At 61.2% G+C, this 23,438-nt stretch carries 22 protein-coding genes; 10 read left to right on the top strand and 12 right to left on the bottom strand.

The window, feature by feature from the left end; translation table 11 throughout:
- Positions 1-68: 68 nt before the first annotated feature.
- A complete protein-coding gene (gene hemF, locus JK199_RS03735) occupies positions 69-983 on the top strand; it encodes an oxygen-dependent coproporphyrinogen oxidase (protein ID WP_212373934.1) in 915 nt (304 codons plus the stop codon).
- Between the two features lie 136 nt (positions 984-1,119).
- The gene (locus JK199_RS03730; RefSeq protein WP_212373932.1) at positions 1,120-2,274 is read left to right on the top strand and encodes a response regulator transcription factor FixJ; all 1,155 of its coding nucleotides are present in this window, start codon (positions 1,120-1,122) and stop codon (positions 2,272-2,274) included.
- Here JK199_RS03730 and JK199_RS03725 read toward each other — a convergent pair.
- The 4 genes from JK199_RS03725 to JK199_RS03710 all read right to left on the bottom strand — a co-directional run bounded on the left by JK199_RS03725 (position 2,242) and on the right by JK199_RS03710 (position 6,055).
- The gene (locus JK199_RS03725; RefSeq protein WP_212373930.1) at positions 2,242-2,868 is read right to left on the bottom strand and encodes a Smr/MutS family protein; all 627 of its coding nucleotides are present in this window, start codon (positions 2,866-2,868) and stop codon (positions 2,242-2,244) included. The genes JK199_RS03730 and JK199_RS03725 overlap by 33 nt on opposite strands.
- Before the next feature lie 108 nt (positions 2,869-2,976).
- Positions 2,977-4,410: a cytochrome-c peroxidase gene (locus tag JK199_RS03720; protein WP_212374110.1), complete on the bottom strand. Its 1,434-nt coding sequence runs from the start codon at positions 4,408-4,410 to the stop codon at positions 2,977-2,979.
- Positions 4,411-4,535: 125 nt separating this feature from the next.
- Complete coding sequence (locus tag JK199_RS03715; protein ID WP_212373928.1) at positions 4,536-5,381, bottom strand: DNA-methyltransferase; 846 nt, start codon at positions 5,379-5,381, stop codon at positions 4,536-4,538.
- Positions 5,378-6,055 (bottom strand): Tim44/TimA family putative adaptor protein, encoded by a 678-nt coding sequence (locus JK199_RS03710; RefSeq protein ID WP_077930187.1) that lies wholly within the window; start codon positions 6,053-6,055, stop codon positions 5,378-5,380. Before JK199_RS03710 ends, JK199_RS03715 begins: the two co-directional genes overlap by 4 nt.
- Positions 6,056-6,218: 163 nt before the next feature.
- On the opposite strand from JK199_RS03710, the gene JK199_RS03705 reads away from it, so the two are divergent.
- Both JK199_RS03705 and secB read left to right on the top strand, forming a co-directional pair.
- Positions 6,219-6,737, top strand: coding sequence for a histidine phosphatase family protein (locus tag JK199_RS03705; RefSeq protein WP_077930188.1), 519 nt, complete (start codon positions 6,219-6,221; stop codon positions 6,735-6,737).
- Between the two features lie 204 nt (positions 6,738-6,941).
- Positions 6,942-7,439: a protein-export chaperone SecB gene (gene secB, locus JK199_RS03700; protein ID WP_077930189.1), complete on the top strand. Its 498-nt coding sequence runs from the start codon at positions 6,942-6,944 to the stop codon at positions 7,437-7,439.
- Between the two features lie 140 nt (positions 7,440-7,579).
- Here secB and JK199_RS03695 read toward each other — a convergent pair whose 3' ends face one another.
- Entirely contained in the window at positions 7,580-8,314 is a 735-nt protein-coding gene (locus JK199_RS03695; RefSeq protein ID WP_086655430.1) for a uroporphyrinogen-III synthase, read from the bottom strand.
- A 9-nt stretch (positions 8,315-8,323) separates the two neighbouring features.
- On the bottom strand, positions 8,324-9,397 hold the full coding sequence (gene hemC / locus JK199_RS03690) for a hydroxymethylbilane synthase (protein ID WP_086655431.1): 1,074 nt from the start codon (positions 9,395-9,397) through the stop codon (positions 8,324-8,326).
- A 172-nt stretch (positions 9,398-9,569) separates the two neighbouring features.
- Between hemC and tsaD the strand changes: the two genes are divergently transcribed.
- Positions 9,570-10,682: a tRNA (adenosine(37)-N6)-threonylcarbamoyltransferase complex transferase subunit TsaD gene (gene tsaD, locus JK199_RS03685; RefSeq protein ID WP_212373926.1), complete on the top strand. Its 1,113-nt coding sequence runs from the start codon at positions 9,570-9,572 to the stop codon at positions 10,680-10,682.
- Positions 10,679-11,500, top strand: a complete 822-nt coding sequence (locus JK199_RS03680) for a 23S rRNA (adenine(2030)-N(6))-methyltransferase RlmJ (protein WP_212373924.1) — start codon at positions 10,679-10,681, stop codon at positions 11,498-11,500. Before tsaD ends, JK199_RS03680 begins: the two co-directional genes overlap by 4 nt.
- A 77-nt stretch (positions 11,501-11,577) precedes the next feature.
- On the opposite strand, the gene JK199_RS03675 is transcribed toward JK199_RS03680, so the two are convergent.
- From JK199_RS03675 to JK199_RS03665, 3 genes are read right to left on the bottom strand one after another with little or no spacing between them, the layout of a single operon-like run.
- A complete protein-coding gene (locus JK199_RS03675; RefSeq protein WP_077930192.1) occupies positions 11,578-12,306 on the bottom strand; it encodes a MarC family protein in 729 nt (242 codons plus the stop codon).
- A gap of 47 nt (positions 12,307-12,353) precedes the next feature.
- Positions 12,354-14,426: a lysylphosphatidylglycerol synthase domain-containing protein gene (locus JK199_RS03670; protein ID WP_086655434.1), complete on the bottom strand. Its 2,073-nt coding sequence runs from the start codon at positions 14,424-14,426 to the stop codon at positions 12,354-12,356.
- Between the two features lie 19 nt (positions 14,427-14,445).
- On the bottom strand, positions 14,446-16,068 hold the full coding sequence (locus JK199_RS03665; protein WP_212374108.1) for a lysine--tRNA ligase: 1,623 nt from the start codon (positions 16,066-16,068) through the stop codon (positions 14,446-14,448).
- Positions 16,069-16,233: 165 nt separating this feature from the next.
- On the opposite strand from JK199_RS03665, the gene JK199_RS03660 reads away from it, so the two are divergent.
- Positions 16,234-16,989, top strand: coding sequence for a competence/damage-inducible protein A (locus JK199_RS03660; protein WP_212356565.1), 756 nt, complete (start codon positions 16,234-16,236; stop codon positions 16,987-16,989).
- A 27-nt stretch (positions 16,990-17,016) separates the two neighbouring features.
- Here JK199_RS03660 and JK199_RS03655 read toward each other — a convergent pair whose 3' ends face one another.
- The 3 genes from JK199_RS03655 to JK199_RS03645 are packed head-to-tail and all read right to left on the bottom strand — an operon-like array spanning position 17,017 to position 19,369.
- On the bottom strand, positions 17,017-17,973 hold the full coding sequence (locus JK199_RS03655; protein WP_025829102.1) for an acetyl-CoA carboxylase carboxyltransferase subunit alpha: 957 nt from the start codon (positions 17,971-17,973) through the stop codon (positions 17,017-17,019).
- A 59-nt stretch (positions 17,974-18,032) separates the two neighbouring features.
- On the bottom strand, positions 18,033-18,971 hold the full coding sequence (locus JK199_RS03650; protein WP_212373922.1) for a tyrosine recombinase: 939 nt from the start codon (positions 18,969-18,971) through the stop codon (positions 18,033-18,035).
- On the bottom strand, positions 18,968-19,369 hold the full coding sequence (locus JK199_RS03645) for a hypothetical protein (RefSeq protein WP_244984868.1): 402 nt from the start codon (positions 19,367-19,369) through the stop codon (positions 18,968-18,970). The genes JK199_RS03650 and JK199_RS03645 overlap by 4 nt, the downstream gene beginning before the upstream one ends.
- Positions 19,370-19,432: 63 nt before the next feature.
- On the opposite strand from JK199_RS03645, the gene aroB reads away from it, so the two are divergent.
- From aroB to JK199_RS03630, 3 genes are all read left to right on the top strand, one after another.
- Entirely contained in the window at positions 19,433-21,166 is a 1,734-nt protein-coding gene (gene aroB / locus JK199_RS03640; RefSeq protein ID WP_212373919.1) for a 3-dehydroquinate synthase, read from the top strand.
- A 338-nt stretch (positions 21,167-21,504) separates the two neighbouring features.
- Positions 21,505-22,647 carry an OmpA family protein gene (locus JK199_RS03635; protein WP_077931642.1) on the top strand — a complete coding sequence of 381 codons (1,143 nt, stop codon included), beginning with the start codon at positions 21,505-21,507 and terminating at the stop codon, positions 22,645-22,647.
- Between the two features lie 91 nt (positions 22,648-22,738).
- Positions 22,739-23,278 carry a GtrA family protein gene (locus tag JK199_RS03630; protein ID WP_212373917.1) on the top strand — a complete coding sequence of 180 codons (540 nt, stop codon included), beginning with the start codon at positions 22,739-22,741 and terminating at the stop codon, positions 23,276-23,278.
- The last annotated feature ends 160 nt before the right edge of the window (positions 23,279-23,438 follow it).

Genomic DNA, 23,438 nt, shown 5'->3' with positions numbered 1-23,438 from the left:
CACCTCTAAGGCCTTGAGCAGGCGCGGGTGAGCCTCCACCCGTGCGTGAGAGGAAAAAAGACCCGGCTATGATCTCGACCAAAGCGTATTCTCTGCCCGCCCATACCGCCCTGAAAACAGACGCCAAAGAGTGGTTTGAAACCCTGCGTGACAGGATCTGCGCTGCTTTTGAGCAGATAGAACAGGACGCTGTGCAGCAGAACACGCCCATCCTGCCCGGCCATGAGGCCGCGGGACGGTTTGAGCGGAAAAGCTGGAACCGCCTGAATGAGGACGGCACCCCCGGCGGCGGCGGGATTATGAGCGTCATGCGCGGCCGGGTTTTTGAAAAAGTCGGCGTCAATGTCTCCACAGTGGAAGGCACGTTCTCCCCGGAATTTGCCGCCACCATTCCCGGAGCCTCGGAAGACCCAAGGTTTTTTGCAACCGGGATCAGCCTCGTGGCGCATATGTGCAGCCCGCTGGTTCCTGCCGCGCATTTTAACACCCGTATGATCATCACGACGCAGGGCTGGTTTGGCGGTGGCGGGGATATTACCCCCATGTTCCCGGAAAGTGCGGAGGCGATTGATGACGCAGCCCGCTTCCATGCAGGGTTTGAGCAGGCCTGTAACCGCCATAACCCTGAGTATTACCCGCGCTTTAAAGCCTGGTGTGACAAATATTTCTACCTGCCGCACCGCAATGAGCCGCGTGGACTGGGCGGCATTTTCTATGACCGGCTGGACAGCGGCGATACAGCGCAGGACTTCGCCTTCACCAAAGATGTCGGCCTCGCCTTTCTGGAAACCTACCCCAAGATCATCCGGAGCCGGATGATGGAATCCTGGACGCCGGAACAGCGGGATGCGCAGTTAATCCGCCGTGGCCGCTATGTAGAGTTCAACCTCCTGCATGACCGTGGCACGCTGTTTGGGCTGAAAACCGGCGGCCATACGGAAGCCATTCTGATGAGCATGCCGCCGGAAGTAAAATGGCCCTGAGCGGCTGACCGTAATTTTGCCGCAGAGGACTGGTGCGGTCTGGCGGACCCGGTAAGACTCCACTCCCTGAGCCTCCCGGTTTCGCCTGCTTAAGAACGCCCAGACAAAGACAAGAACACAGGGAGGTTTTTCACACGTGCCACGCACTGATCAGCCAGATCGCCCCTCTTCCGCCCGTGCCTTTTCACGCCGCCTGCTGCTGGGTGGTCTGGCGGGCAGCGCTGTCTCGTGTTTTCTCCCGCTGCGGGCAGCGCGCTCTGCATCGCCAGTCGCAGCCCAGCCCTCTTCCCTGATTGTCGGCGGCACTGCCGAGAGCATCTGCGGCCAGTGGGCAACGCTGCTGGCCCCCGTTCTGGCCGATAGTCTGCATTACCCCTACTCTTTCCCCCTGCGTATGACCACCGGCTGGGATGGCGTGACCGGGGGTAATCTGTTTGATACGCAGCAGGAACAGGCCACACCCCCGGCCGGTCTGATTGTGCCGGGCTCCGGCCTTATTGCCGCGCTGCGGGGGGATTCCCGCGTGCATTATGATGCCCAGCGCTGGATCCCGGTTTTCATGAGCTGCCAGCCGACCGTCGCCGTAGGCAAGGTCAGCCTGCACCGAAGCTTTACCAGCTTCCTGCAGGGCCGGCCGCTGCGTGTTGCGGTCTCCACTCTCTCCGGACCGGAACTGCCCACACTTGTCGCACTGGACCTGCTGGGCATGCATCCGCTGCCTGTTGCCGGTTACGCCACGCCTGACGCCGCCATTGCCGCGCTGAAGGCCGGGAATGTAGACGTCATTCAGCTTCCTTTTGATGAAGATTATGAGGAGCGGATGGCCTCACTTCAGGATGAGGCCCCAGATAATCAGCCGCTCTTCTCCAACATTCTGCCCGCGTCGACAGCCCCGCATTTGCGTCTGCCGCCAGATTTCACGACCATTTTCCGGCAGGAAAGAAAACGCCTGCCCGCCGGGCGGCTTTATGATGTGTGGAAAACAGCGGCGTCTGCTGCCAGCCTGAAAGCCGGGCTGATGCTGCCCAACCTCTCCCAGCCAGACCTTGTGGCCCGGTTCCGGCATGCCGCGCAGGTTGCGGCGGCGGAACCTGCGCTCCGGGCCCACGCCAGAGAGCAGAATCAGACCCTGATCGCTGGTCTCCCCTGCGCAACACTTTATGCGGATATGATGCCGGATCTGGACCGTATTCTGGCCCTGCGGCGCTGGCTGTCCGTTAACAGTCTGCGCTGGCGTGATCCCTCTGCCGGACGCGCGTTACCGGCGGCGGCGCAGCAGAATCCGAACTGACCCCTTATTCCCCGCATGGGGGTAGGTCACGCCCAGAATCCGGTGCCGCATATCGGCCCGGCCCAGCCAGTGCGGCAGCTCACGCCGCAGGATTCCGCCCTCCTGCCCCGTTCCAAGGCCGGTGACAACTTCCACGCAGCGCAGGCCGCTACGATAGGCGACATCCATAAATTCCATCAGCCGACGGAACGCATCTTCTGCAACCATACCGTGCAGGTCGAGCCGTCGCTCAACCTTCATCCGGCCATCGGTAAAGGTGCGCCAGCTATAGCTATCCACGCCGGGCGCGCGCTGCCCGATTTCCTCCACGGGCTGCATCACACGCTGCACCCGTACAGGCGGAACCGCGGCAGGCACAAAAAGCGGCATCTCCACCGTCAGTAAGCGTCTTTTATGCCGGGGTTGTTTTTTCTGCGCCGCAGGAGCTAGCCGTTTGCCTCTGGCATCGTCCGCCTCAGCGGCGGCCTCTTCCTCAGCGGCACGGGCAGCAGACAGGGCGCGATGCGGCACATGCAACGGGGCGACGTCCCGCACCACCATGGACCACAGCGTCTTTTCTTCTTCCCGTAAATGACGCCGCCTGACCACTGACATTCTTCTCCCAATAAAAAAACGGCCCCCCGGCAAGCTTATCACCTGCCGGGGGGCCGTCTTTCAAGGGACCCGCGTATTTATATCTTGCCGGGACCTTGCCGGGGCTCCTTACTGGGCCGCGGCAGGCTGGCCCATCTCGGCCAGAGAATGGCCGTCATATTTACCGGTCAGGCTCTTGAGGAAGGCGACAATGTCACTCACGTCCTGATCAGAAATAGCCGCATCCGGCGTCTGATATTTCGCCATTTTCCGCACGGCTTCATCCAGCGTCTTCACGCTGCCATCGTGGAAATACGGCGCGGTCTGATCAATATTCCGCAGGGTGGGCACCACAAAGCGGGAATGATCTTCAGGGTTGTGCGTCACATCAAAGCGGCCTTCATCAGCAGCCGTCAGCTTGCCGCCACGATCCTTAAAGTAGTCACCTTCCAGACCCATGGCTTCATACGCACCGCCACCCAGAGCAATACCGCTATGGCAGCCAGAGCAGCCAATGCTCTTGAACTTTTCATAGCCGCGTTTTGCCTGCTCACTCAGCGCGCTGGCGTTGCCTTTCAGATACTCATCAAACGGGCTGTCCGGTGTGATCAGCGTTTTTTCAAACTCGGCAATGGCTGTGGTGATGGTCGCCAGATCTATCTTGGCGTCCGGGCCAAAGGCGGACTGGAACAGCGGCGTGTAATCCGGGTTTGCTTCCAGCTTCTGCGCAACACCTGTCCAGTCATGTGAGCCCATTTCAACCGGGTTCATGACAGGGCCCGCCGCCTGAGCCGCCAGATCCTTCGCACGGCCGTTCCAGAACTGCGCGATTTTGAAATACGCGTCATACACCGTCGGCACATTGATCGGGCCTTTCTGGCCACTAATGCCGGTAGCCGTCACCAGATGATCCACCCCACCGTGGTTCAGATCATGGCAGCTTGCGCAGTTAAGGGTGCCGTCACCAGACAACGTCTTATCAAAAAACAGCTTGCGGCCCAGCTCAACTTTGGCGGCATCCACCGGAATACTGGCAGGCACCGGGCGCACCGGCTCACCCGTAAACTGGCTGGCGGCCCCGGTATCCGCATAATATTTGCGGCGGGTGTCTTCCACCCATTTCAGCACGGCCTGACGGTCCCCGTCGGACAGATGCGCATGCCAGTGCATGAGCAGATATGCCGTGGGCGGCATGCGGTTCTGGGTAATGACTTCCTCAATACGGGACAGCTGCTCTTCCGTCGGGGGTGTGCCGTTCTTGAAGGCTTCCAGAACAGGTTCAATCCGGAAATGGCGCAGACCCTGATGCAGGTCACTTTCCATCAACTGCTTGGCAATGGGCAGTTTGAAGTAAAACGGCAGGTCACGCCCAACAGCATGACAGTAATCACACCGGGCTTCCCTAATAACATTAAAAGCAGCAAGGGCTGCCGGGTCCTTCAAAGTAGGGGACGCAGCAGGTAATTGAGGTGCTGTGACGTGGTCAAAATGGGTAAGAAAAGCAATTGTTCCGCCATAAGCCAGAACACCGACCCCGACTAATGAGGCTATAAATCTGCGCAACACCACAACTCCTGAGTTTTTAGAAACACTGCATAGCTTTTATTCGCTGTTATCAGGGTTGTGTTTGATACATGTCAAAATGTCAAAACGATTATTTTCATAAAAATCATTCAAACAGTCGATGATCACGCCTCCGCTGCGTCCAGATCCTCCCGCAGCCGCTGCCGCGCAATAGCGACATAGTCAGGGTCAATCTCAATCCCCACGCCAAAACACCCCAGACGCTGGGCCGCTAAAAGCGTTGTGCCGGTGCCCATAAAGGGGTCCAGCACCTGTGCGTCCTCCTGCCCATGCAGCAACAGGCACTGCTCCGGCAAAGCCACCGGGAAGGTACCGGGGTGATCGAATTTCTGTTTGCGGTCACGCACCGTCTCATACGGGATAAACCACGCATCGCCCCGGCAGCGCCGGTCCTGCACATGGCCGCGGCGGGCGATATTGGATTTATCTTTATACGGCACCCCGGCACTCAGCCGGTCCAGCGTGACATCCCCATGCAACGTAAAATGGAACAGATGCTCATGCCCGCGATGCAGGAAGCGCTGACTGTTCATGGGTTTGAAATGCCCAAAACTGTCCTCACCCACCGAGATGGATTTGACCCACGAGATATGGTTTTGCAGCACAAACAGATCCCGCAGCCGCACCGCCAGTTCAAACGGCAGCCAGGGCTGGGCGGAAGAGCCTGAAATATTCAGGAAAAAGGAACCATCCGCCCGCAGCACACGCCGCAGGCCGTGCGCGACCTCGAGCATCCAGTCCAGATACTCGTCCTCTTCCTTCCTGTCCGGATAGCTCCGGTAGGACAGGCCGATATTGTACGGGGGAGAGGTGATGATAACATCGACTGACTCTGCCTCCATCCGCCGCAGCGCACGCAGGCAGTCCCCCCGGATAATCTGTTGCTGGCCAACCTTATACCGCTGCGCGCGTGCAGGCGGTGCTGGTTTAGCCCCGGCCCGTGCTTTCACGCACTCCGCGCCGAAGCCAGACGCCAGCTGCTGCCGTTCACACCCAGAAGGCGCTCGAACGTCCAGAGATCAGAAAATTCCGTTACGGCATCCGTCCCGGTGAGGGGCTGCCCCTGCGCATCCGTCAGCAGGCTAATCTGATCAGAAACGATGCGGACATCAATCGACGCCCCGGTGCCCACATCCAGCGGGACCAGACGCACATCTTCAATCGCCAGAGAGCGAATCGCCTTGATTTCACTCCGCTGTTTTTCACCCGCCGCCTCGCGTGCGGCAATTGCGCTCTCAAAAGACGCATAAACAGCGGGGGTCAGGCGCGTCTGCAGGGTTGCGCGGTCCCCTTCTGCAAAAGCCTTGACCACCTGCTGGAAAGAAGTCTGCACACCAGAGAGAAACTGCTGCGGTGTAAACCCGCTATCCTGCCGCTGCACATCCACCAGTAACTGGCCCACGCGCGTCCCCTGCCCCGGAATATCACAGACAACAGCTTCAACCGGCTCTGCTTTCCCGTCGATCACCTTTCCGGCGGGGTCGGCGCGCGGAGGCACAGGCATGGGAGCAGGCTGGATGCCAACGCGCTTGCCCAGCACGCTGCGCAGACGCAGTGCGAGAAACGCCGCCACAAGGGCAAAAAGAATCAGGTCGACCGGAAAATGGCCGAAAGAAAAATCCATCTGTCACACATCCATGTTCGACCAGCCCGGGCTTCAGGCGCAGCCTTATCGTTCAGGAGACCGTTCCCTTATACATAGACAAGCCCCCTGCCTGTTACAATGCGTGTGCGTTGTCTCTCTGCCCCTTGCGGAAGTGGGTCCGCTGTCCCTAACTGCTGGAACCATGATTATTCTGCGGCACTGCGAAAGCGAATTCAACCGGCTATACACCGCCACTGGGCGTGACCCCGGCCTGTCCGATCCCCCTTTGTCTGCTCAGGGCCGCGTGCATGCGCAGCGTCTGGTGCAAGAGCTTATGGGGGAAGGCATTACCCGCATCCTTGTCTCCCCCTTTACCCGGGCGCTGGAAACCGCGACCCCTCTGGCCCGTGCCCTGAACATCACGCCGGAAATCACGCCGCTGGTGCGTGAGCGCGCCATGTATTCCTGTGATGAAGGCTCCCACGCCTCCACCCTGTGTGACACATGGCCGCATCTGGATTTTGATGCGCTGGATGAAGTCTGGTGGACTGTCGCGCCGGAAAGTGACGCCATGCTGCAAAACCGCGTGCAACGCTTCCGTGGCTTTATGGCGCAGCAGCCGGATGCGGGCACAACGCTTGTGGTGTCCCACTGGTGGTTCCTGCTCGGGCTGTGCGGTGAAAGTCTGGAAAACGGGGACTGGCAGCACCTGCATCCGTAACAGACTGAGCTGTAGCCACCGGATACGAAAAACTCCGACGCGTAACGCACCGCCCCATAAAACTCGGAGCAGTCACTAAACTCTGCGGGACACTCTGAAAATCTCTTTAATGGTGTCCATCCCATTCTGGCGGTTGGCGAAGCCAGACCAGCATGCTACCGCTAAAAGCCTCAGTGTGACCTGATTAAGAAAGCGCATTTGTCCATGTCTGACTCTGACCAGCTTGCCCCGCCCGCCCTTCCGCTGGCCGTTAACCTGCAATACACGCGGGATCTGTCCTTTGAAGTGCCCGCTGGCGCAGAAATTTTTGCAACACTGCGCTCTCAGCCCAGCATTGCCGTGAACATTGATGTTCAGGCCTCCAAACTTCAGGACGATGAGTCTGTTTATGAAGTAACGCTGGCAATCAAAACCGAAGCCAAGGAAGCCCCGGAAACAGAAGGTGGTGCCGCTGGCCGCACGGTGTTTATTGCCGAACTGGCCTACGCCGCTGTTGTCACCCTGACCAACCCGCCGCAGGAGCTTGTTGAGCCGATGCTGCTGGTTGAAGTGCCGCGTCTGATCTTCCCGTATGCCCGCAACATCATCAGCGATGTCACGCGTGACGGTGGCTTCCCGCCGATCGTGCTTCAGCCGATCGACTTTGTCGCTCTGTGGCAGGCAAAGCGCGCGGAATTCCCGCAGACCGCCGGCAATGCCTGATGCTGATGGCCCGTGCCCCTGAAAAGGCATTGGCTACAGCTTAAAGCGGTTTTCTGAAAACCGGCGTTCGGGGATTCCCGGAGGCCGGTTTTTTATGCGCGGATTTTACTGCCGGGCCCTCTGCGCCACAGTCCGCCACCTCAGTCCGTCGTGATCCCCGGCCTGCCCAGAGCCGCCAGCATGGCCCGTGCATCCGGCGTCTTTGCAACGACAATCTCTGCCCATCCGGCAGCTTTCAGGACAGCGGCAGCAGCCTGTGAGATAGCAATCGCTATTGTGCGAGTCGCCTGCGCCCGGCAAGACGCAGGGAGGGCCGCAATCCAGCCAGCCGCACTTTCGGAAGAGAAGAACAGGCAGACGTTAATCCGCCCCTCCTGCAAGGCTTGCAGAACCTCCGGGGCAATCCGCCGGACCGGCCGCGCCGAGTAGGCCACGCGCCGCACAACTGTGAACCCTGCCTGCCGCAACCGGGCAGCCAGAGCCATCCCCTGCCGCGCCCCTGACAACAGCAGAACGGAGCCTTCTGCCGGGTTCTGCTTCCGGATAATCAGGGCTGCCAGAGCTTCCGCATCCCCCTGCGCGCTCTGCACAGCCGCAAATCCGGCGGCACGGGCGCGCTGCGCCGTGCGGTCTCCTACAGCGTAGAGCGGGCATGTGAGGGGGAGAGCGGCCTGCGCAGCCTGCACGGCCTGCCCGCTTGTCAGCACACAGGCGGCAAACCGGGGGGATGCCACACGCAGACAATGCTGCGTAATCAGCAGCGCCGGGGAGGCATATGCCTCCCACCCAGCGGCAGAAACAGCCTCCAGCGTTTCAGAAAGGCCCGGCTCCGGCCGCGTGACCAGCACGCCGGGCCTGCTGCCGGAGGCTGGCATCAGGCGGCCTTATTTATCTTCAAAAATATCGGCCGGGCTGTCAGTCCGCAGACTTTCACCCAGTTCCTTGCCCAGACGCGCCGCATCTTCTGGCGCACCGCTAATGGCGCGCTTGAGCAGGAAGGAGCCGTCCTCCCGCGCCACAAGGCCTGTCAGGTGCAGCTTGGGGTCTTCCCCCGCCACAACCGGAATCAGCTGCGCGTAGCCGCCAATCGGGGTCCGGCAGGAGCCATCCAGTTCAGCCAGCAGAGCGCGTTCCGCCGTAGCGACGGCGCGGGCTTCATAATCTTCAATCGCGGACAGCAGTTCGCGCAGTTCAATATCGTCCTCACGCACCGTCACCCCCACAATGCCCTGCCCGGCGGCAGGCACCATAATGGTGGGGGACAGAACCAGAGACGCACGCTCCGCCATGCCCAGACGGCGCAGGCCAGCCAGCGCCAGCAGCGTGGCGTCACACTGGCGGGCTGCCAGTTTATCGAGTCGCGTCTGCACGTTGCCACGCAGCAGGCCGAATTTCAGGTCAGGCCGCGCATGCAGCATCTGGGCCTGACGGCGTACGGACGCACAGCCCACCAGCGCGCCTTCCGGCAGGGCGGAATACGGATCATCCGGGTCTGTCGGGGACAGGTTGGGGCCGAGGATCAACGCATCCCGCGCGTCCTCACGCCGCAGCGTGCAGGCCAGCACAAGGCCGGGGGGGAGTGTGGTTTCAAGGTCCTTGAGGCTATGGACGGCAAAATCAATGCGTCCGTCAGACAGCGCCTCGTGAATTTCCTTAGCAAACAGCCCTTTCCCGCCGATTTCGGCCAGACGGCGGTTCTGCACCTGATCCCCTGTGGTGTTGATCTGATGCTCCTGAAACGCGCCCATATCCCGCAAGACGGGGCAGAAGCGCGTGAGCATGGTCAGAAAAGCACGGGTCTGGACCAGCGCGAGGGGTGAGCCTCGGGTTCCGACACGGAGGGGCAGAAGACGACGGGACGCATGCCCGGAGGTCTTTTTCTGGCGGGCCGCCGCTTCCGCCGCAACTTTCTGCAGCGCGGGCGAAGGGGCGGGCGAGGAAGGGTAGGCTGAGTCCATAAGAGTGTCTATTACCGGGAATGGAGAGAGGACAAGAAGCCATGATACCCGAAAGGTCTGAAAAACTCGCGCCCCAGAGACGCACCCCACGCGCAGCAGACCATTCCGCCCCCGGATCACATACAGAATATCAGGGCTTTGTTCCCACCACAGCACAGGGAGCCAGAGGGCTATGAAACACCAGAACCTGCCAGAAAACAGCCCCGGCACCGGACCTGTGCTGGCAATCGAATCGTCCTGTGATGAAACCGCCTGCGCCATCCTCTCCGCTGAGGGGGCGTGTCTGGCGCAAAGGGTTGTCTCGCAGGACGGCCATGCAGATTTTGGGGGCGTGGTACCGGAAATTGCCGCCCGCGCCCATCTGGCCCTCCTGCCCGGACTCGTGCAGGCCACGCTGAAGGACGCGGGCATGGCCCCGCAGGACATCGGGTTTGTGGCCGCCAGCACCGGGCCGGGGCTGATTGGCGGGCTGATTGTGGGAGCCAGTTTTGCCAAGGGGCTGGCGCTCTCGCTCGGCAAACCGTTTGTGGCCGTCAACCATGTGGAAGCCCATGCGCTGACAGCCCGCCTGCCCGGACTGGTGCCGGGGGGAGCAGCCTTCCCTTACCTGCTGCTGCTGGTGTCTGGCGGGCATTGCCAGTGCATTGCCGTGGAAGGTGTGGGCCGTTACCGCAAGCTGGGGGGCACCATTGATGATGCGGCGGGGGAAGCTTTTGATAAAGTCGCCAAAATGCTTGGCCTTGGCTGGCCGGGCGGCCCGGAACTGGAAAAGCTGGCGCAATCCGGCAACCCGAACGCTATTCCTCTGCCCCGCCCGCTGATGGGCCGTGCGGGGTGTGACTTCTCTTTTTCCGGCCTGAAAACCGCCCTGTCCCAAAAGCTCGCGCCTTATGGGCTGGAGCCTCTGCCGCATCAGTTTGCAGCAGACCTCGCCGCATCTTTCCAGCAGGCCGTGGCGGATGTCGTGGCTGACCGCGTCAGCAACGCCCTGAAAATGATGCCGGAAGCGGGCCTTCTGGTTGCCGCAGGCGGTGTAGCGGCCAACAGCGTGCTGCGGGCCCGGCTGGAAGAGGTCGCCGCTGATGCAGGCCTGCGCTTTGCCGCCCCGCCGCTGCGGCTGTGCACGGATAATGCCGTTATGGTGGGCTGGGCAGCCCTTGAAACCTGTCAGGAAGCCGCAGACCTCGGCCTGCCCCGGCCTGATGACAGCACAGTCCGCCCCCGCCCTCGCTGGCCACTGGAAGACATGGCCGCCCGTTTCGCCCCGCAAGAGAGTATTGCATGAACTACCGCCACGCCTTCCACGCCGGAAACTTTGCAGACTGTATGAAGCACGCGCTTCTGGTCTCGCTGCTCGGCCATTTTCTGCGCAAACCCAGCCCCTTTATGGTGCTGGATACCCATGCCGGGATTGGCCGGTATGACATGACCAGCGAGGAAGCCGGGAAAACACAGGAATGGAAAGAGGGCATCGGCCTGCTGGCGGAAGAAGGGCCAGACAGCCCTCTCGCCCCCTGGCTGGAACTTGTCAAAAAAGCCGGTGGCCCGCGTTATTACCCCGGCTCCCCGCTGCTGGCCTCTCTGATGCTCCGCCCGCAGGATGAACTGATCTGTTGCGAGAAGCACCCGGACGACAAACGTAAGCTCTACGGCCTGTTTACCCGCACGCCGAACGTCTTTGTGCATGAGCGCGACGGGTATGAGGCCCTCCGCGCCCTGCTGCCGCCCAAAACCGCCAAACGCGGTCTGGTGCTGATGGACCCGCCTTTTGAAGAACCCGGCGAGTTCGCGCGCCTGCTTGATGCCGTCCAGACCATCCGCACGCGCTTCCCCACCGGCATGATTGCCATCTGGTACCCCATCAAGCACCGCACGCCCGTCCGCGCCTTCCATACAGCTTTGCAGGACGCGGGCGTGCCGGATGTGCTGGCGGCTGAACTGCTGATCCGCAAACCCGTGGACCCGGACCGCCTGAATGGGGCGGGGCTGGTTGTTATCAAACCGCCTTACGGCTTTGCGGAACAGGCCTCTGCCCAGCTTGCACGCCTGAAAACCCTGCTCCATGCGGAAGACGCCACTGTGACGCAGATCACGGCAGAATAAAGCGCCATACAAAAAGGGCAGCGCATCCTGTGATGCCTGCCCTTCCAGAAAACCGCTTTTGAGGGATTAAACGCGGCTCAACCCGCAGCCTTGATGTGCTGCCAGATATCCACCACAAACCCCTGCACCCCGGCTGCCAGAATCTGCACGCCAATGCACAGCAGCACGAGGGCCGCCATCCGGCTGACAATGCGCGTGCCCGTCACCCCCAGCAGGGACACCAGCTTTTCCGAGCCGGAATAAGCCAGCCAGACAATCAGAACCACACACACCGCGGCAATGGTAATGCCGCCTTCATACGCCAGAAAAGACGCTCCCGGCGGGCTGCCTGAACCGAGCGCAATGGCAACCGCAATTGTCCCCGGCCCTACGGTAAAAGGCATGGCCAGCGGGAAAAATGCGGAATCAGACCAGTTGGGGGCCATGACGGTCTTGCCGCCCTGCAAGGCCTGCTTTTCCTTCTGGGCTTCCATGCTTTCCGGGCTTTGCAGCAGGTTCCATGCCCGCACGGCCACCACAGTGCCGCCCGCCACGCGCAGGGCGTTAACCGTAACCCCGAAAAACACCAGCACCTTACTGCCGCACCAGATAGAGACGACCATCAGCATGAAAGAGTAAAACGCGACCAGCCGGGCCAGTGCGAAAATTTCCCGCCGGGATCGGCCCGCCGTCGCCTGCGCAAAAATCAGCGCGGCTCCAAACGGGTTAACGATGGAAAACAGAGCGGGAAATGCCAGCAGGAAGGAGGTGATCGCTACACGAGCGGCCCCTCCGCTAAACAGCGAGGCAGTAAAATCAGCCGACATGCACATATCCAGCAAAACCGGCCTCTGACGAAGCCCTGCATAAAACCTTATTGCCCGGCAGGTGCCGGAGAATCTGCTCTTGTGCCCTTATAGGTGGCAAAAAATTTCGATGCGAGAGCAATATCATCCGCCGGATAGCAGAAATGCAGCCCCGTGCCATCATCGAACGGCCAGACGCTCAGCCCGATATCATCGTAAATGCGTAAAAAGGGTTTCCCCACCTGCCAGAACACGGGTTTCAGCCCGTCCTGCAACGCCAGATCCCGCATCCGCCAGATGGCAGAAACGCAATCCTGCTGCGCTCCGGCCGGGTCCCCCAGACCAACAAGAAAGGTGCCGCTGCGGCGGACGGGAATCACAGCCTCTCCGCCCTCACCGGCCACAAAACCATCCGGCTGGAGGTCCTGTATGGTCGGCAGGGCGTGATCCAGCGTGAGATATTCGGCATAGGCGGCCTCATCCCACCGGCGCACCGCAATCCGCCCCGGCCACATCAGGCGGCCGGTAACGACCAGCGCCAGCAGAACGGCCAGCGCAATGGTCCAGCGCGCCGCGCCGGATGCTGGAAAGACAAACACCATCTGCCACCAGCTTCCCGCTCCATGCCGGCTGGCCAGTGCAATCACGCAGCCAAACAGCAGCAGCAGGCTCAGCAGAGTGGAGGCGGAGAGCGGCTCACTCAGCAGGCGCGCATGGCGGTAATAGCAGGCGCGGAACGGAGCCACCAGAAACGCGGAAAGCCCGAGCATGACAGGCACCAGAACGGTATTGCCGCGCAGAAAGGTCATAACGGCCGCTGTGACCAGCAACACCAGCGTACCCCGCCATGCCAGCGTGACACGCTGGGAAAGGCCAATGCCCAGACCAATCAGCGCCACCCCCATCAGGGACAGCAGATAATTGCTGACAGACCCGGCGGCAGAGAACAGCCCGGCCTGCACCATGCCAAATTTCGGCACCGGGTCCAGCAGCACAAGGCAGATCAGCATCAGTCCGCACAGGGAGACCGTGCCTGTTGCGACGGCCACTGAGAAATCGGCCTCACTCTCCCGCACCACCTGACTGGGGCGGATTCTGACGGCTGCCGGGGTCTTCTGCTTCCGGCTTTTCTTTTTGGCCAGAGCATCATCACCGCGCAGGAACAGTTCATGCCCCGCGAACATGATCCCGGCCATAAACAGGGGGATAATGTAGTAGAACAGCCGGAAAATCAGCACGACGCCCAGAATCTGCGGCGCAGGCATATAAGGCCCGAGGGCTAACAGCATCGCGCCATCAAAAACGCCTAAGCCACCCGGCACGCTGGCAATCAGCCCCGCGGTGTAGGACGCAATGTAAATCGCCAGAAAAGACCCGTAATCGACCCCGACACCCGGCGGCAGAAGCACATAGGCAATGGCGGCCGTCGCCGCCACATCGGCTGCGGCCACAACGGTCTGCATGACGGCCATCCGGGGGGAAGGCAGATCGACCGTCCATTTACGAAACGTAAAGGTGCGCACCTTGAAGGCCATGCCGATATAGGCCAGCACCCCCACCCACAGCAGAACGCCCAGCACCGTCAGAACCGGGCCGGGGACATGGCTGCCCGCCATAGGGATAACCTGCGGCTCCCACACCAGCACGCCGCCAATCAGCACGGCGGCTCCCAGCAGATAGGTGGCGGAACAGAAGGCAATAATCTGGGCAATGGCGAACGAACTCACCCCCCAGTTGCGATACAGCCGATACCGTACAGCCGCCCCGGAAACCGCCGAAAACCCAAGATTGTGGGACAGCACATAGGAACAGAACGCCGCAAACGCCGTGCGACGAAACGAGATCTGTTTATAGCCGACCTGAATCACGGCCAGCCGGTCATAAAAAGAGAGGATGAAGTAGGATAAGAACGTGCAGCCAACCCCCAGCCAGAGCTGGTGGCCGGGAATGGCGATCATCGCCTGCTTGATATCCGCCAGACGCAGGTGGCGCAGTTCATGCTGCACCACCCCGATGGCGGCCACCATCAGCGCCAGCCCGATCAGGTGTGGCAAGTGCTTCAGCCACTTGCGCCACCCGGTTTTTTCCGGGCGGGGCTCAGGCACCTGTCCCTGTGGTGATGACGGCACGTTCTTCACCATGCAAACACTCTTCCGGCCCTTATGCCTGAGAGTCCCGCAGCAGAGCGGCCTCAATCAGGGCGACGGTTTCCGCTACGCCATACAGAGCCACAAAGCCCCCAAAACGCGGTCCTTCCTTCTGCCCCAGCAGCACCTCATACAGGCAGCCAAACCAGCTCCGCAGCGGTTCAAACGCGTGGCGCTTGCCGATTTCGAACACCAGATTCTGCAACGTCGCGGCATCGGCTGCCTCGCCCTCGTATCCGCGCAGGGCGTCTGCAAGGTCCACCAGCGCTGCGCGTTCCTGCTCCGTCGGCGCGCGGAAGGTTTTGGCCGGACGGACAAAGTCCGCATAATAGGCAATGGCATGGCTGACGAGGTGCGCCAGCATCGGGTGGCTTTCGGGGGATACGGAGGCATCATACCGGCGGATAAAGCCCCACAGCACTTCCGGCGTTTCCGCATTGGCCACGCTGGCCAGATTCAGCAGCATACCGAACGGCACCGGGCTCCCCGCATCAGTGGGAATGTGGCCTTTATGGATGAACCATGCCGGATTGGCCTTCAGGTCCGCACTGTCACTGTTGGCAGCCTGAAGCGCCTTAGCTTTTTCCACATGCGTCAGATAGTCATCCGCCGTTTTGGGGATCACATCAAAAAACAGCCGTTTGGCACGCTGCGGCTGATTGAACATGAACTGCCCGAGGCTTTCCTGCGGCGCATAGCGCAGCCATTCCTCAACGGAGAGGCCATTGCCCTTGGATTTGGAAATCTTCTGGCCGTTTTCATCCAGAAACAGCTCATAGGTCAGCCCGGCCGGAGGCGTGCCACCCAGAATACGGCAGATGCGGCCAGACAGACGCACACTGTCAATCAGGTCCTTGCCGGACATTTCATAATCCACGCCCAGAGCATACCAGCGCATGGCCCAGTCGGCCTTCCACTGCATCTTGGCGTGGCCACCCGTCACCGGGGTTTCAAATGTCTCACCCTCCGCGTCGGTCCAGCGGACGGTGCCCGCTGCGGCGTCAATGGCGTCCATTTTGACCTGCATCACCTCACCCGTGCGCGGGTGGAGCGGCAGAACCGGGGAATAGGTTGCCCGACGGTCCGGCCCCAGCGTGGGGAGAATAACCGCCAGAATTTCATCATGTACTTCCAGCACCCGCTTCAGCGCGGCATCAAACCGGCCGGACGTGTAATATGTGGTGGAAGAGGCAAATTCATATTCAAAGCCGAAGCTGTCCAGAAAACTGCACAGGCGAGCATTGTTGTGGGCGGCAAACGACTCGTGTGTGCCAAACGGGTCCGGCACGCGGGAGAGCGGCTGACCGATATATTTTTCCAGCAGGTCACGGTTCGGCACATTGTCCGGCACCTTACGCAGGGCATCCATATCGTCGGAAAACGCGAGCAGGCGCGTCGGGCGGCCTGTCAGCGCCGTGTAGGCCTGCCGCACCCAGGACGTACGCGCGACTTCACCAAACGTGCCGATATGCGGCAGGCCGGACGGACCATAGCCGGTTTCCAGCAGGGCGGGACCTGCGGCATCATCCGGTCTGGCGGCCGCACGGGCATCCACATGCTCGGCAAGTTTTCGCGCTTCCTCAAAGGGCCATGCGCGGGGAAGAACGGGTTCGGGGTTTGAGCGGTTTTCGGACATGGTGCGGAAGCTATGAACTGCACCGCTCCCGGTCAATCCAAAAACACGCACGGCTTTGCTTACCCGCACAGTTATGAGGCCATTGACCACAGGCTGCCCCCGGCTCATTTTTCCATAAGCCGCTTGCTCCCACCCAAGGGACCACGCTGAAAGGACCGGTTTTTCATGCGCCGCACCGCAGCCCTCATTCTGATCGGGAATGAGATTCTCTCCGGCCGCACCCGAGACGACAATATCCAGTTTCTGGCCACCCGGCTTGGAGAACTGGGCATCCCCCTGCGGGAAATCCGCGTTATTCCCGATATCCGGGACACGATTATTGACACCGTGACAGACCTCCGCGCCCGGTTTGATGAAGTCTTCACCACCGGCGGCATTGGCCCCACGCATGATGATATTACCGCGCCCTGCGTGGCCGAGGCGTTTGGCGTGCCGTGGGAGATCCATCCGCCGACCTTTGCGCTGCTGGAGCAGCATTTTGGCGCGGACAATTTCAATACCGCCCGCCAGCGCATGGCCAAACTGCCGCGCGGCGCAACGCCTATCTCCAATTCCGTCTCCATTGCGCCGGGCTTTACCATTGGCAATGTGCATGTGATGGCCGGGGTGCCGCGCATCATGCGCGCTATGTTTGAAGCACTCGCCCCGAGCCTGAAGCAGGGCGCGCCGGTTTTTTCCCGCACATGGCACACCACTTCCCTGTTTGAGGGCGCTCTAGCGGAAGGGCTGGAAGCCATTCAGAACAGCTTCCCCGATCTTGACCTCGGCTCCTACCCTTTCCACCGGGAAGATGGCCGCCGGGGTGTCGCACTGGTTGCCAAAGGGCAGGACACGGCGGAGGTCGAGAAAGCCGCTCAGGCCATTTATAATCTGCTCAAAGAAAAAGGCGGCGCTCCCGTGGAAGGGGAGCCACCGCCCTGAAGCCTGAATGCGTTAAGGCCTGTCCGCTCAGGACAGGTTTTCACGCCCCATGGCGAGAAACTTCTCGCGCCGCAGTTCCTTAAGCCGGGCCGGAGCCAGCGGTGTCAGGCTTTTCAGTTCCTCCGCCAGCGCATCATGCACGGAGGCCAGAGCCGCCTTCGGGTCACGCTGCGCGCCGCCCACCGGCTCAGGGATAATCCGGTCAATCAGCCCAAGGCGAGACAAATCCTGCGCGGTCAGCCGCAGCGTCTCGGCTGCCGTGCTGGCCTGCTTGGGGTCACGCCACAGGATGGAGGCACAGGCTTCCGGCGAAATGACGGAGTAGATGGCGTTTTCCAGCATCATCACCCGGTCACCCGCACCCAGCGCCACAGCCCCGCCGGACCCGCCTTCCCCAATCACAGTGGCAATCAGCGGGACCGGAGCGTCCAGACAGACCTCGATGGAGCGGGCAATGGCTTCCGCCTGCCCGCGCTGTTCGGCATCAATCCCCGGCCATGCGCCTGCGGTATCAATAAAGGTGAGAATCGGCAGGTTGAAACGGCCAGCCAGCTTCATCAGCCGCTGGGCCTTCCGGTAGCCTTCCGGGCGGGCCATGCCAAAATTGTGGGCCAGACGGGTTTCAAGGTCGGAACCACGTTCCGTGCCAATCACCACCACAGGCTGACCATCAAAGCGGCCCATGCCGCCAATAATGGCTTTATCATCCGCATACAGCCGGTCCCCCGCCAGAGGCGTGAATTCGGTCAGTAAAGCGTTGATATAGTCCTGTGTGTGCGGGCGCTGCGCGTGGCGCGCCACCTGCACCTTCTGCCAGGGTGTGAGCTTGGCATAAATGGCACGAAGATGCTTCTCCGCCTTTTCTGAAAGGCGGGCCGTTTCTTCGGCGATATTGACCCCTTCAGGGTCGGTCATTTGCCGCAGCTCGTCGATCTTGTTTTCAAGTTCGGCGACGGGCTTCTCGAAATCCAGGAACTGACGCATGGGCAAGCGGATAGCACAGCCACGCGTAAAACCAAGCCACTTCGTGCATGGCGTGTCGTTTAACCTGTTTTTTCGGCTCGCGCGGCCTGATCTGCTGCCAGCGGATGATAAGACTCCACGGCCTGTTTCAGCCGCTCGGTCTGCACATGCGTGTAGATCTGCGTGGTGGCGATATCCGCGTGGCCGAGCAGCATCTGCAAGGCCCGCAGGTCCGCCCCGTGCGCCAGCAGGTGTGTCGCAAAGGAATGACGCAGCACATGAGGAGAAAGGCGCGCAGGGTCCAGCCCGGCCTGCAAACCGACCTCATACAATATTTTGTCAAACGCCTGCCGTGTAAGCGGTCTTTTCGGGTCTCGCCCCGGAAACAGATACGGGCTGCCCTTTTGCGCATCCAGCGCATGCAAGGCCTGCGCGGCCTCCCGCGCGCTGTCGGACAGCGGCACGAGCCGCTCACGACCACCTTTCCCGCGCACTACGAGCATCTGCCGCTCACCGGCCAAAGCCTCTCTAGGCAGAGCAAGCAATTCTGAAATGCGCAGGCCGGACGCATAAAGCAGTTCCAGCGCGGCCCGGGCGACAAGTCCGCGCCGCTGCTTTGCCTCCGAGGCGTCGCGGGAGACAGCGCAGGCGTCAATGAGCGCGACAACCTCCGATTCGGAGAGAAAATGCGGCAAAGACGCCTCGGGCCGGGGGGCATCAAGATGCGCCGCAGGGTTATCCTGCCGCATCCCTTCCCTCAGCAGAAACAGATAGAACTGCCTGATACAGGACAGTCTGCGGGCCACGGTTCGGCGGGACTGCCCGCTGCGGCCCATATCCGCCATCCAGTCCGCAAGTCCGGCGGCGGTCGCATCCAGAAGAGACTCGCCACGGGCCGCGAGCGACTCCTCACAGCTAGTCAGATCCGCTGTATACGCGGCCAGCGTGTTGGGGGCGGCGGCCCGTTCAGCCGCCAGCATTTCCAGAAACAGGTCTGTGCCGCGGGCGTCCGCTGTCACGGATGCGCGGGGGATGCCGGAACAGGCGTGGGAGCTGCGGCCGGAGCAGCAGCAGGCGTGGAAGCCGGAGCCGCAACCGGAGGCTGAGCCGGGGCTGCCGGGCTTGTCACCACCGGACCGCTGGGGCCTGCGGGCACTAAAGCCGCAGCGGATGGAGCCTGCACAGCCGGGGCGGCACCTGCCGCAGGAGCCGTCTGGCCAACCGGTGTGACCGCAGCACCGGCGGGGCCTGCCGGGACCAGAGCCGCCGCCGGAGCGGCAACAGGTGCTGCGGCAAGAGCAATATCCTTATGCACAGCCTGCGGAACGGGCGGGTGTCCGGACACACCAAGGGCCGTAAAGCCCCCAACAACAGCAACAAAAATAGCGGCAGCAACCAGAAGAACCGTGCGGTTCATATGTTTTGGCTCCATAACAACAGAATAGGTACGTTCTCTCTGCTCTATGGTAAGCTGCGTTTCATGTCATCACGTATCTCGTACCCACCCCCCGACGCTGCGGAAAGTCCACCGCTTCCCCTTGATCTGGAAAGAGTGGGGCGCTGGCCTGCAACCAGCCTCCTGCCGTCCGGACGCAGCATTGTGCTCGTTGGTCTGATGGGCGCCGGTAAAACCACCATTGGCCGGCGCCTCGCGACGCGCCTCGGCCTCCCCTTTGTTGATGCTGACGTAGAAATTGAGCGCGCTGCGGGCTGCTCCATTGCCGATGTGTTCCGCCTGTATGGTGAGGCCGCCTTCCGTGATGGAGAACGGCGCGTGATTCGCCGCCTGCTGGAAGGCCCCCCAATGGTGCTGGCCACCGGAGGCGGCGCGTTCATGAACGCCAGCACCCGCGCCCTGGTGCGTGCCCGCGCCATGTCCGTCTGGCTGCGCTGCCCGCTGCCGGTGCTGCTGCGCCGCGTGCAGGGCCGGACGCATCGTCCCCTTTTAAATGAAGCTTCTCCACGGGATGTGCTGGCGCGCCTCATGACGATCCGCCACCCCATCTACGCCGAAGCCGATGTGATTGTTGATTGCGGAGACCACAACGTGGACCACAGTACGACGAGAGTGATTGAAAGTCTGGCGCTCTCCCGCAGGCCGGTGCGCCTGCCCGTTGCCCTTGATCATGCCGCCTATGATGTGGTGATCGGCACCAATCTGATCAGCCGGGCCGGTGCCCTGCTGGCGCCGGTGCTGCCGCAGAAGAAAGTCATCATTATTACAGATGAGACTGTGGCCGCCCTCTATCTGCCCGCACTGGAAGACTCCCTGCGGGAGACCGGCATTGCCTTCCGGGCCCTGACCGTCCCGCCCGGAGAACAGTCAAAGAACCTGAAAACCTACGAACATCTGGTTGATGCGATTCTGGAAGAAGGCGTGGAACGCCGCACCACCATCATCGCGCTGGGCGGCGGCGTGGTGGGGGACCTCGCGGGGTTTGTTGCGGCCTCCACCCTGCGTGGCCTGCCTTTTGTACAGATCCCGACCACGTTGCTCTCTCAGGTAGATTCGTCCGTAGGCGGCAAAACCGGCATCAACACGCGCTGGGGCAAGAATCTGCTCGGCGCGTTTCATCAGCCGCTTTGCGTTCTGGCGGACGTCTCCGCTCTCAGCACGCTGCCTCAGCGTGAACTGATTGCCGGGTATGCGGAAATTGTGAAATCCGGCCTGATCGGGGACCCGGAACTGTTCGCATGGTGTGAGAAAAACGGAGACTCCGTTCTTGCCGCAGACCCGGACACGCTGACGGAAGCCGTGCGGCAGGCCTGCGCCTTCAAGGCACGGGTTGTCGCGGCGGATGAACGGGAGGCTCAGGCCAGCGGTGGCCGGGCGCTGCTCAACCTCGGCCATACCTTCGGGCACGCGCTGGAGGCCGAGCTTGGGTACGATGGCCGCCTGCTGCATGGAGAGGGCGTTTCCATCGGGCTGAAACTGGCGTTTGCGCTCTCGGTAAAACTGGGGGTCTGCGCGCCGGAAGATCTGGCGCGTGTTGAAGCGCATCTGCGCGCGCTCAAAATGCCTGCAAGTATTGGTGACCTGCCATACTGCTTCCGCGTAGCAGACCTGATGGCCCATATGCAGCGCGACAAGAAAATGCAGGACGGGCGCCTGTCTTTTGTGCTCGCGCACGGAATCGGAAAAGCCTTTACCAGCAGGGATGTACCGGCCGAAATGGTACGGGATGTTCTGATTGAAGATGGCTGCAAAGCCTAGAAAACCGCCATTTATGCGGTGGGGATGTCCGGCCTGTAACACCCCGCCGCAATTCCGCCTTATTCAGACCGGAGACAGGCGCGGCATTTGCAACTGGCAATGTTGAATGCAAGCAGTCTTGAGCTGAATAGTTGAAAAGGCAGCAGAAGAATTTTTGGGTACCGAAATGAACTGTTGCAAATAAAACACGGTTATGGCTTCTAATCACCAAGAGCACGAAGCTGCGGGTTTCTATTTGGGAACCGATCGTTTTATACGGCTTTAGGCATCTTGCTGGCACTGACCGCTGAATGGTTGGCGGCAGAGTCGAACAGATGAAAATAATTGAGGACGAAAAAATGCGTCTCCGCACGGCGTTACTCGCAACGACATTGATGGCAGCGGCTCCGGCGGCCGCATTCGCCACCACGATCACAGGCCCTTATGTTGATCTGGGCGGTGGTTACAACCTGGTGCAGAACCAGCACGCTCACACTTCCGGTTTTGCCGGCGGTGCTGACAGTGCTCAGAACACCTCTGCTTCTCAGTTCCGTCACCATGACGGCTTCACCGGCTTCGGTGCATTCGGCTGGGGCTTCGGCAACGGCCTGCGCGCTGAGATCGAAGGGGTATACAACTACTCCCAGATCAACCACCAGGGCGGCACGAAGGTTCCGGGCAGCACCCGTGGCAGCGACCAGTCCTACGGCGGTTTCATCAACGTGCTGTATGACATCGACCTGAAGCAGTTCGGTATCGATGCACCCGTCACCCCGTTTGTTGGTGTTGGTGCAGGTTACCTGTGGCAGCATTACAACCCGACGACCACCAACTTCAGCAACGGCAACGTCAGCCGTCTGGGTGGCACGAACGGTGGCTTCGCTTACCAGGGTATCGTCGGTGCTGCATACGACACGGGCATCCCGGGCTTCCAGGTGACCACGGAATACCGCATGATCGGTCAGCCGGGCTCCTTCTCTGACGGTGCTTTCACGTCTACCGCTTCCTATGCAAACGGTAACCGTGGTCGTGGCAACACGAACTTCGATCACCGCTTCAACCACCAGTTCATCCTGGGCCTGCGTTATGCGTTCGATACGGCTCCGCCGCCGCCGCCGCCGGCTCCGGTTGTAGCAGCTCCGGCTCCGCTGCCGGCTCGCTCCTACCTGGTGTTCTTCGACTGGGATAAGTCTGTCCTGACGTCCCGCGCTCGCCAGATCGTGGCAGAAGCTGCTCAGGCTTCCACCCACGTTCAGACGACCCGCATCGAAGTTAACGGCTACACCGATAACTCCGCTGCTCACCCGGGTCCGCGCGGTGAAAAGTACAACCTGGGCCTGTCCCTGCGTCGTGCTAACAGCGTGAAGGCTGAACTGATCCGTGACGGCGTGCCGGCCACCGCGATCGACATCCACGGCTATGGTGAATCCAAGCCGCTGGTGCCGACCGGCCCGAACACCCGTGAGCCTCAGAACCGTCGCGTGGAAATCATCCTCCACTAATCGACCGGTTCTTGTGATCGGAAAAAGGGGTACCTTCGGGTGCCCCTTTTTTTTGCTCCGTTTCCCTGCCTCGCCTGAGGAATTCTGTCGCGTGACTCCCTCCCCATCCCCTGCTCCGCCCCGACCTGATACCACTGCGCCGGTTGCCCCAGATGCATCCCGCGCCAAGCTCCTGCGCCTGTTCAAATTCGCCACGGTCGGCGGGCTTGGTCTGGTCTGGGATTCGGGCACAGTCTATGCGCTGCGCCCCCTTATCGGGCTGACGGCTGCAACGCTCGTGGCCTATTTTGTGGCAGCGACCCTCAACTGGATGCTCAACCGTCTCTGGACATTCAAAGGCGCCGGGCAGCATGACCATCCGGTGCTGCAATGGCTGCGGTTCCTGCTGGCCAACAGCCTTGGGTTTCTGCTCAACCGCGGCACGGTTTACACCCTGTTCTACACGGTGCCGCTGTGCGTTGCGTATCCGGTGCTGGCACTGGCCGCAGGCTCTCTGGCAGGCATGTTCGCCAACTTCAACCTCAGTCAGAAAATGGTTTTCCGGGAAAAGCCCCCAGCCTCCGTGCAGGATCTGGCGGAAAGCGCCATCGCTTTTCCTGCGTCACCCAAAAACCCCAGCCCGGAGCCATAACGCGCTCTTCACCCCGCCCCGCGTGCTAACCCCTTTCAGAGCCGCGCCGTGTGCGCTACATCTGGCAGCGGGTTAAAGAAGCTTTTCCGCTTTTTGCCTGGCCGTGAGGACTTTTCCTGCGTCAGCCCCTTCCGGAATTCTCCGCAGAAGCGTGCTGGTA

It is taken from the genome of Acetobacter persici, from assembly GCF_018256955.1.
Lineage (GTDB): Bacteria > Pseudomonadota > Alphaproteobacteria > Acetobacterales > Acetobacteraceae > Acetobacter > Acetobacter persici.
The sequence above is the reverse complement of the archived record's forward strand: the minus strand, read 5'-3'. Positions and strand labels throughout refer to the sequence as shown.

Excerpts from the sequence above, each read along its gene's own strand:
- JK199_RS03660 (WP_212356565.1), top strand. The coding sequence starts at position 16,234 with ATGCGCCGCACCGCAGCCCTCATTCTGATCGGGAATGAGATTCTCTCC.
- JK199_RS03655 (WP_025829102.1), bottom strand. The coding sequence starts at position 17,973 with ATGCGTCAGTTCCTGGATTTCGAGAAGCCCGTCGCCGAACTTGAAAAC.
- hemC (WP_086655431.1), bottom strand. The coding sequence starts at position 9,397 with ATGGACTCAGCCTACCCTTCCTCGCCCGCCCCTTCGCCCGCGCTGCAG.
- secB (WP_077930189.1), top strand. The coding sequence starts at position 6,942 with ATGTCTGACTCTGACCAGCTTGCCCCGCCCGCCCTTCCGCTGGCCGTT.
- JK199_RS03675 (WP_077930192.1), bottom strand. The coding sequence starts at position 12,306 with ATGTCGGCTGATTTTACTGCCTCGCTGTTTAGCGGAGGGGCCGCTCGT.
- JK199_RS03635 (WP_077931642.1), top strand. The coding sequence starts at position 21,505 with ATGCGTCTCCGCACGGCGTTACTCGCAACGACATTGATGGCAGCGGCT.
- JK199_RS03710 (WP_077930187.1), bottom strand. The coding sequence starts at position 6,055 with ATGGATTTTTCTTTCGGCCATTTTCCGGTCGACCTGATTCTTTTTGCC.
- hemF (WP_212373934.1), top strand. The coding sequence starts at position 69 with ATGATCTCGACCAAAGCGTATTCTCTGCCCGCCCATACCGCCCTGAAA.
- JK199_RS03705 (WP_077930188.1), top strand. The coding sequence starts at position 6,219 with ATGATTATTCTGCGGCACTGCGAAAGCGAATTCAACCGGCTATACACC.
- JK199_RS03725 (WP_212373930.1), bottom strand. The coding sequence starts at position 2,868 with ATGTCAGTGGTCAGGCGGCGTCATTTACGGGAAGAAGAAAAGACGCTG.
- JK199_RS03695 (WP_086655430.1), bottom strand. The coding sequence starts at position 8,314 with ATGCCAGCCTCCGGCAGCAGGCCCGGCGTGCTGGTCACGCGGCCGGAG.
- aroB (WP_212373919.1), top strand. The coding sequence starts at position 19,433 with ATGTCATCACGTATCTCGTACCCACCCCCCGACGCTGCGGAAAGTCCA.
- JK199_RS03645 (WP_244984868.1), bottom strand. The coding sequence starts at position 19,369 with ATGAACCGCACGGTTCTTCTGGTTGCTGCCGCTATTTTTGTTGCTGTT.
- tsaD (WP_212373926.1), top strand. The coding sequence starts at position 9,570 with ATGAAACACCAGAACCTGCCAGAAAACAGCCCCGGCACCGGACCTGTG.
- JK199_RS03680 (WP_212373924.1), top strand. The coding sequence starts at position 10,679 with ATGAACTACCGCCACGCCTTCCACGCCGGAAACTTTGCAGACTGTATG.
- JK199_RS03665 (WP_212374108.1), bottom strand. The coding sequence starts at position 16,068 with ATGTCCGAAAACCGCTCAAACCCCGAACCCGTTCTTCCCCGCGCATGG.
- JK199_RS03670 (WP_086655434.1), bottom strand. The coding sequence starts at position 14,426 with ATGGTGAAGAACGTGCCGTCATCACCACAGGGACAGGTGCCTGAGCCC.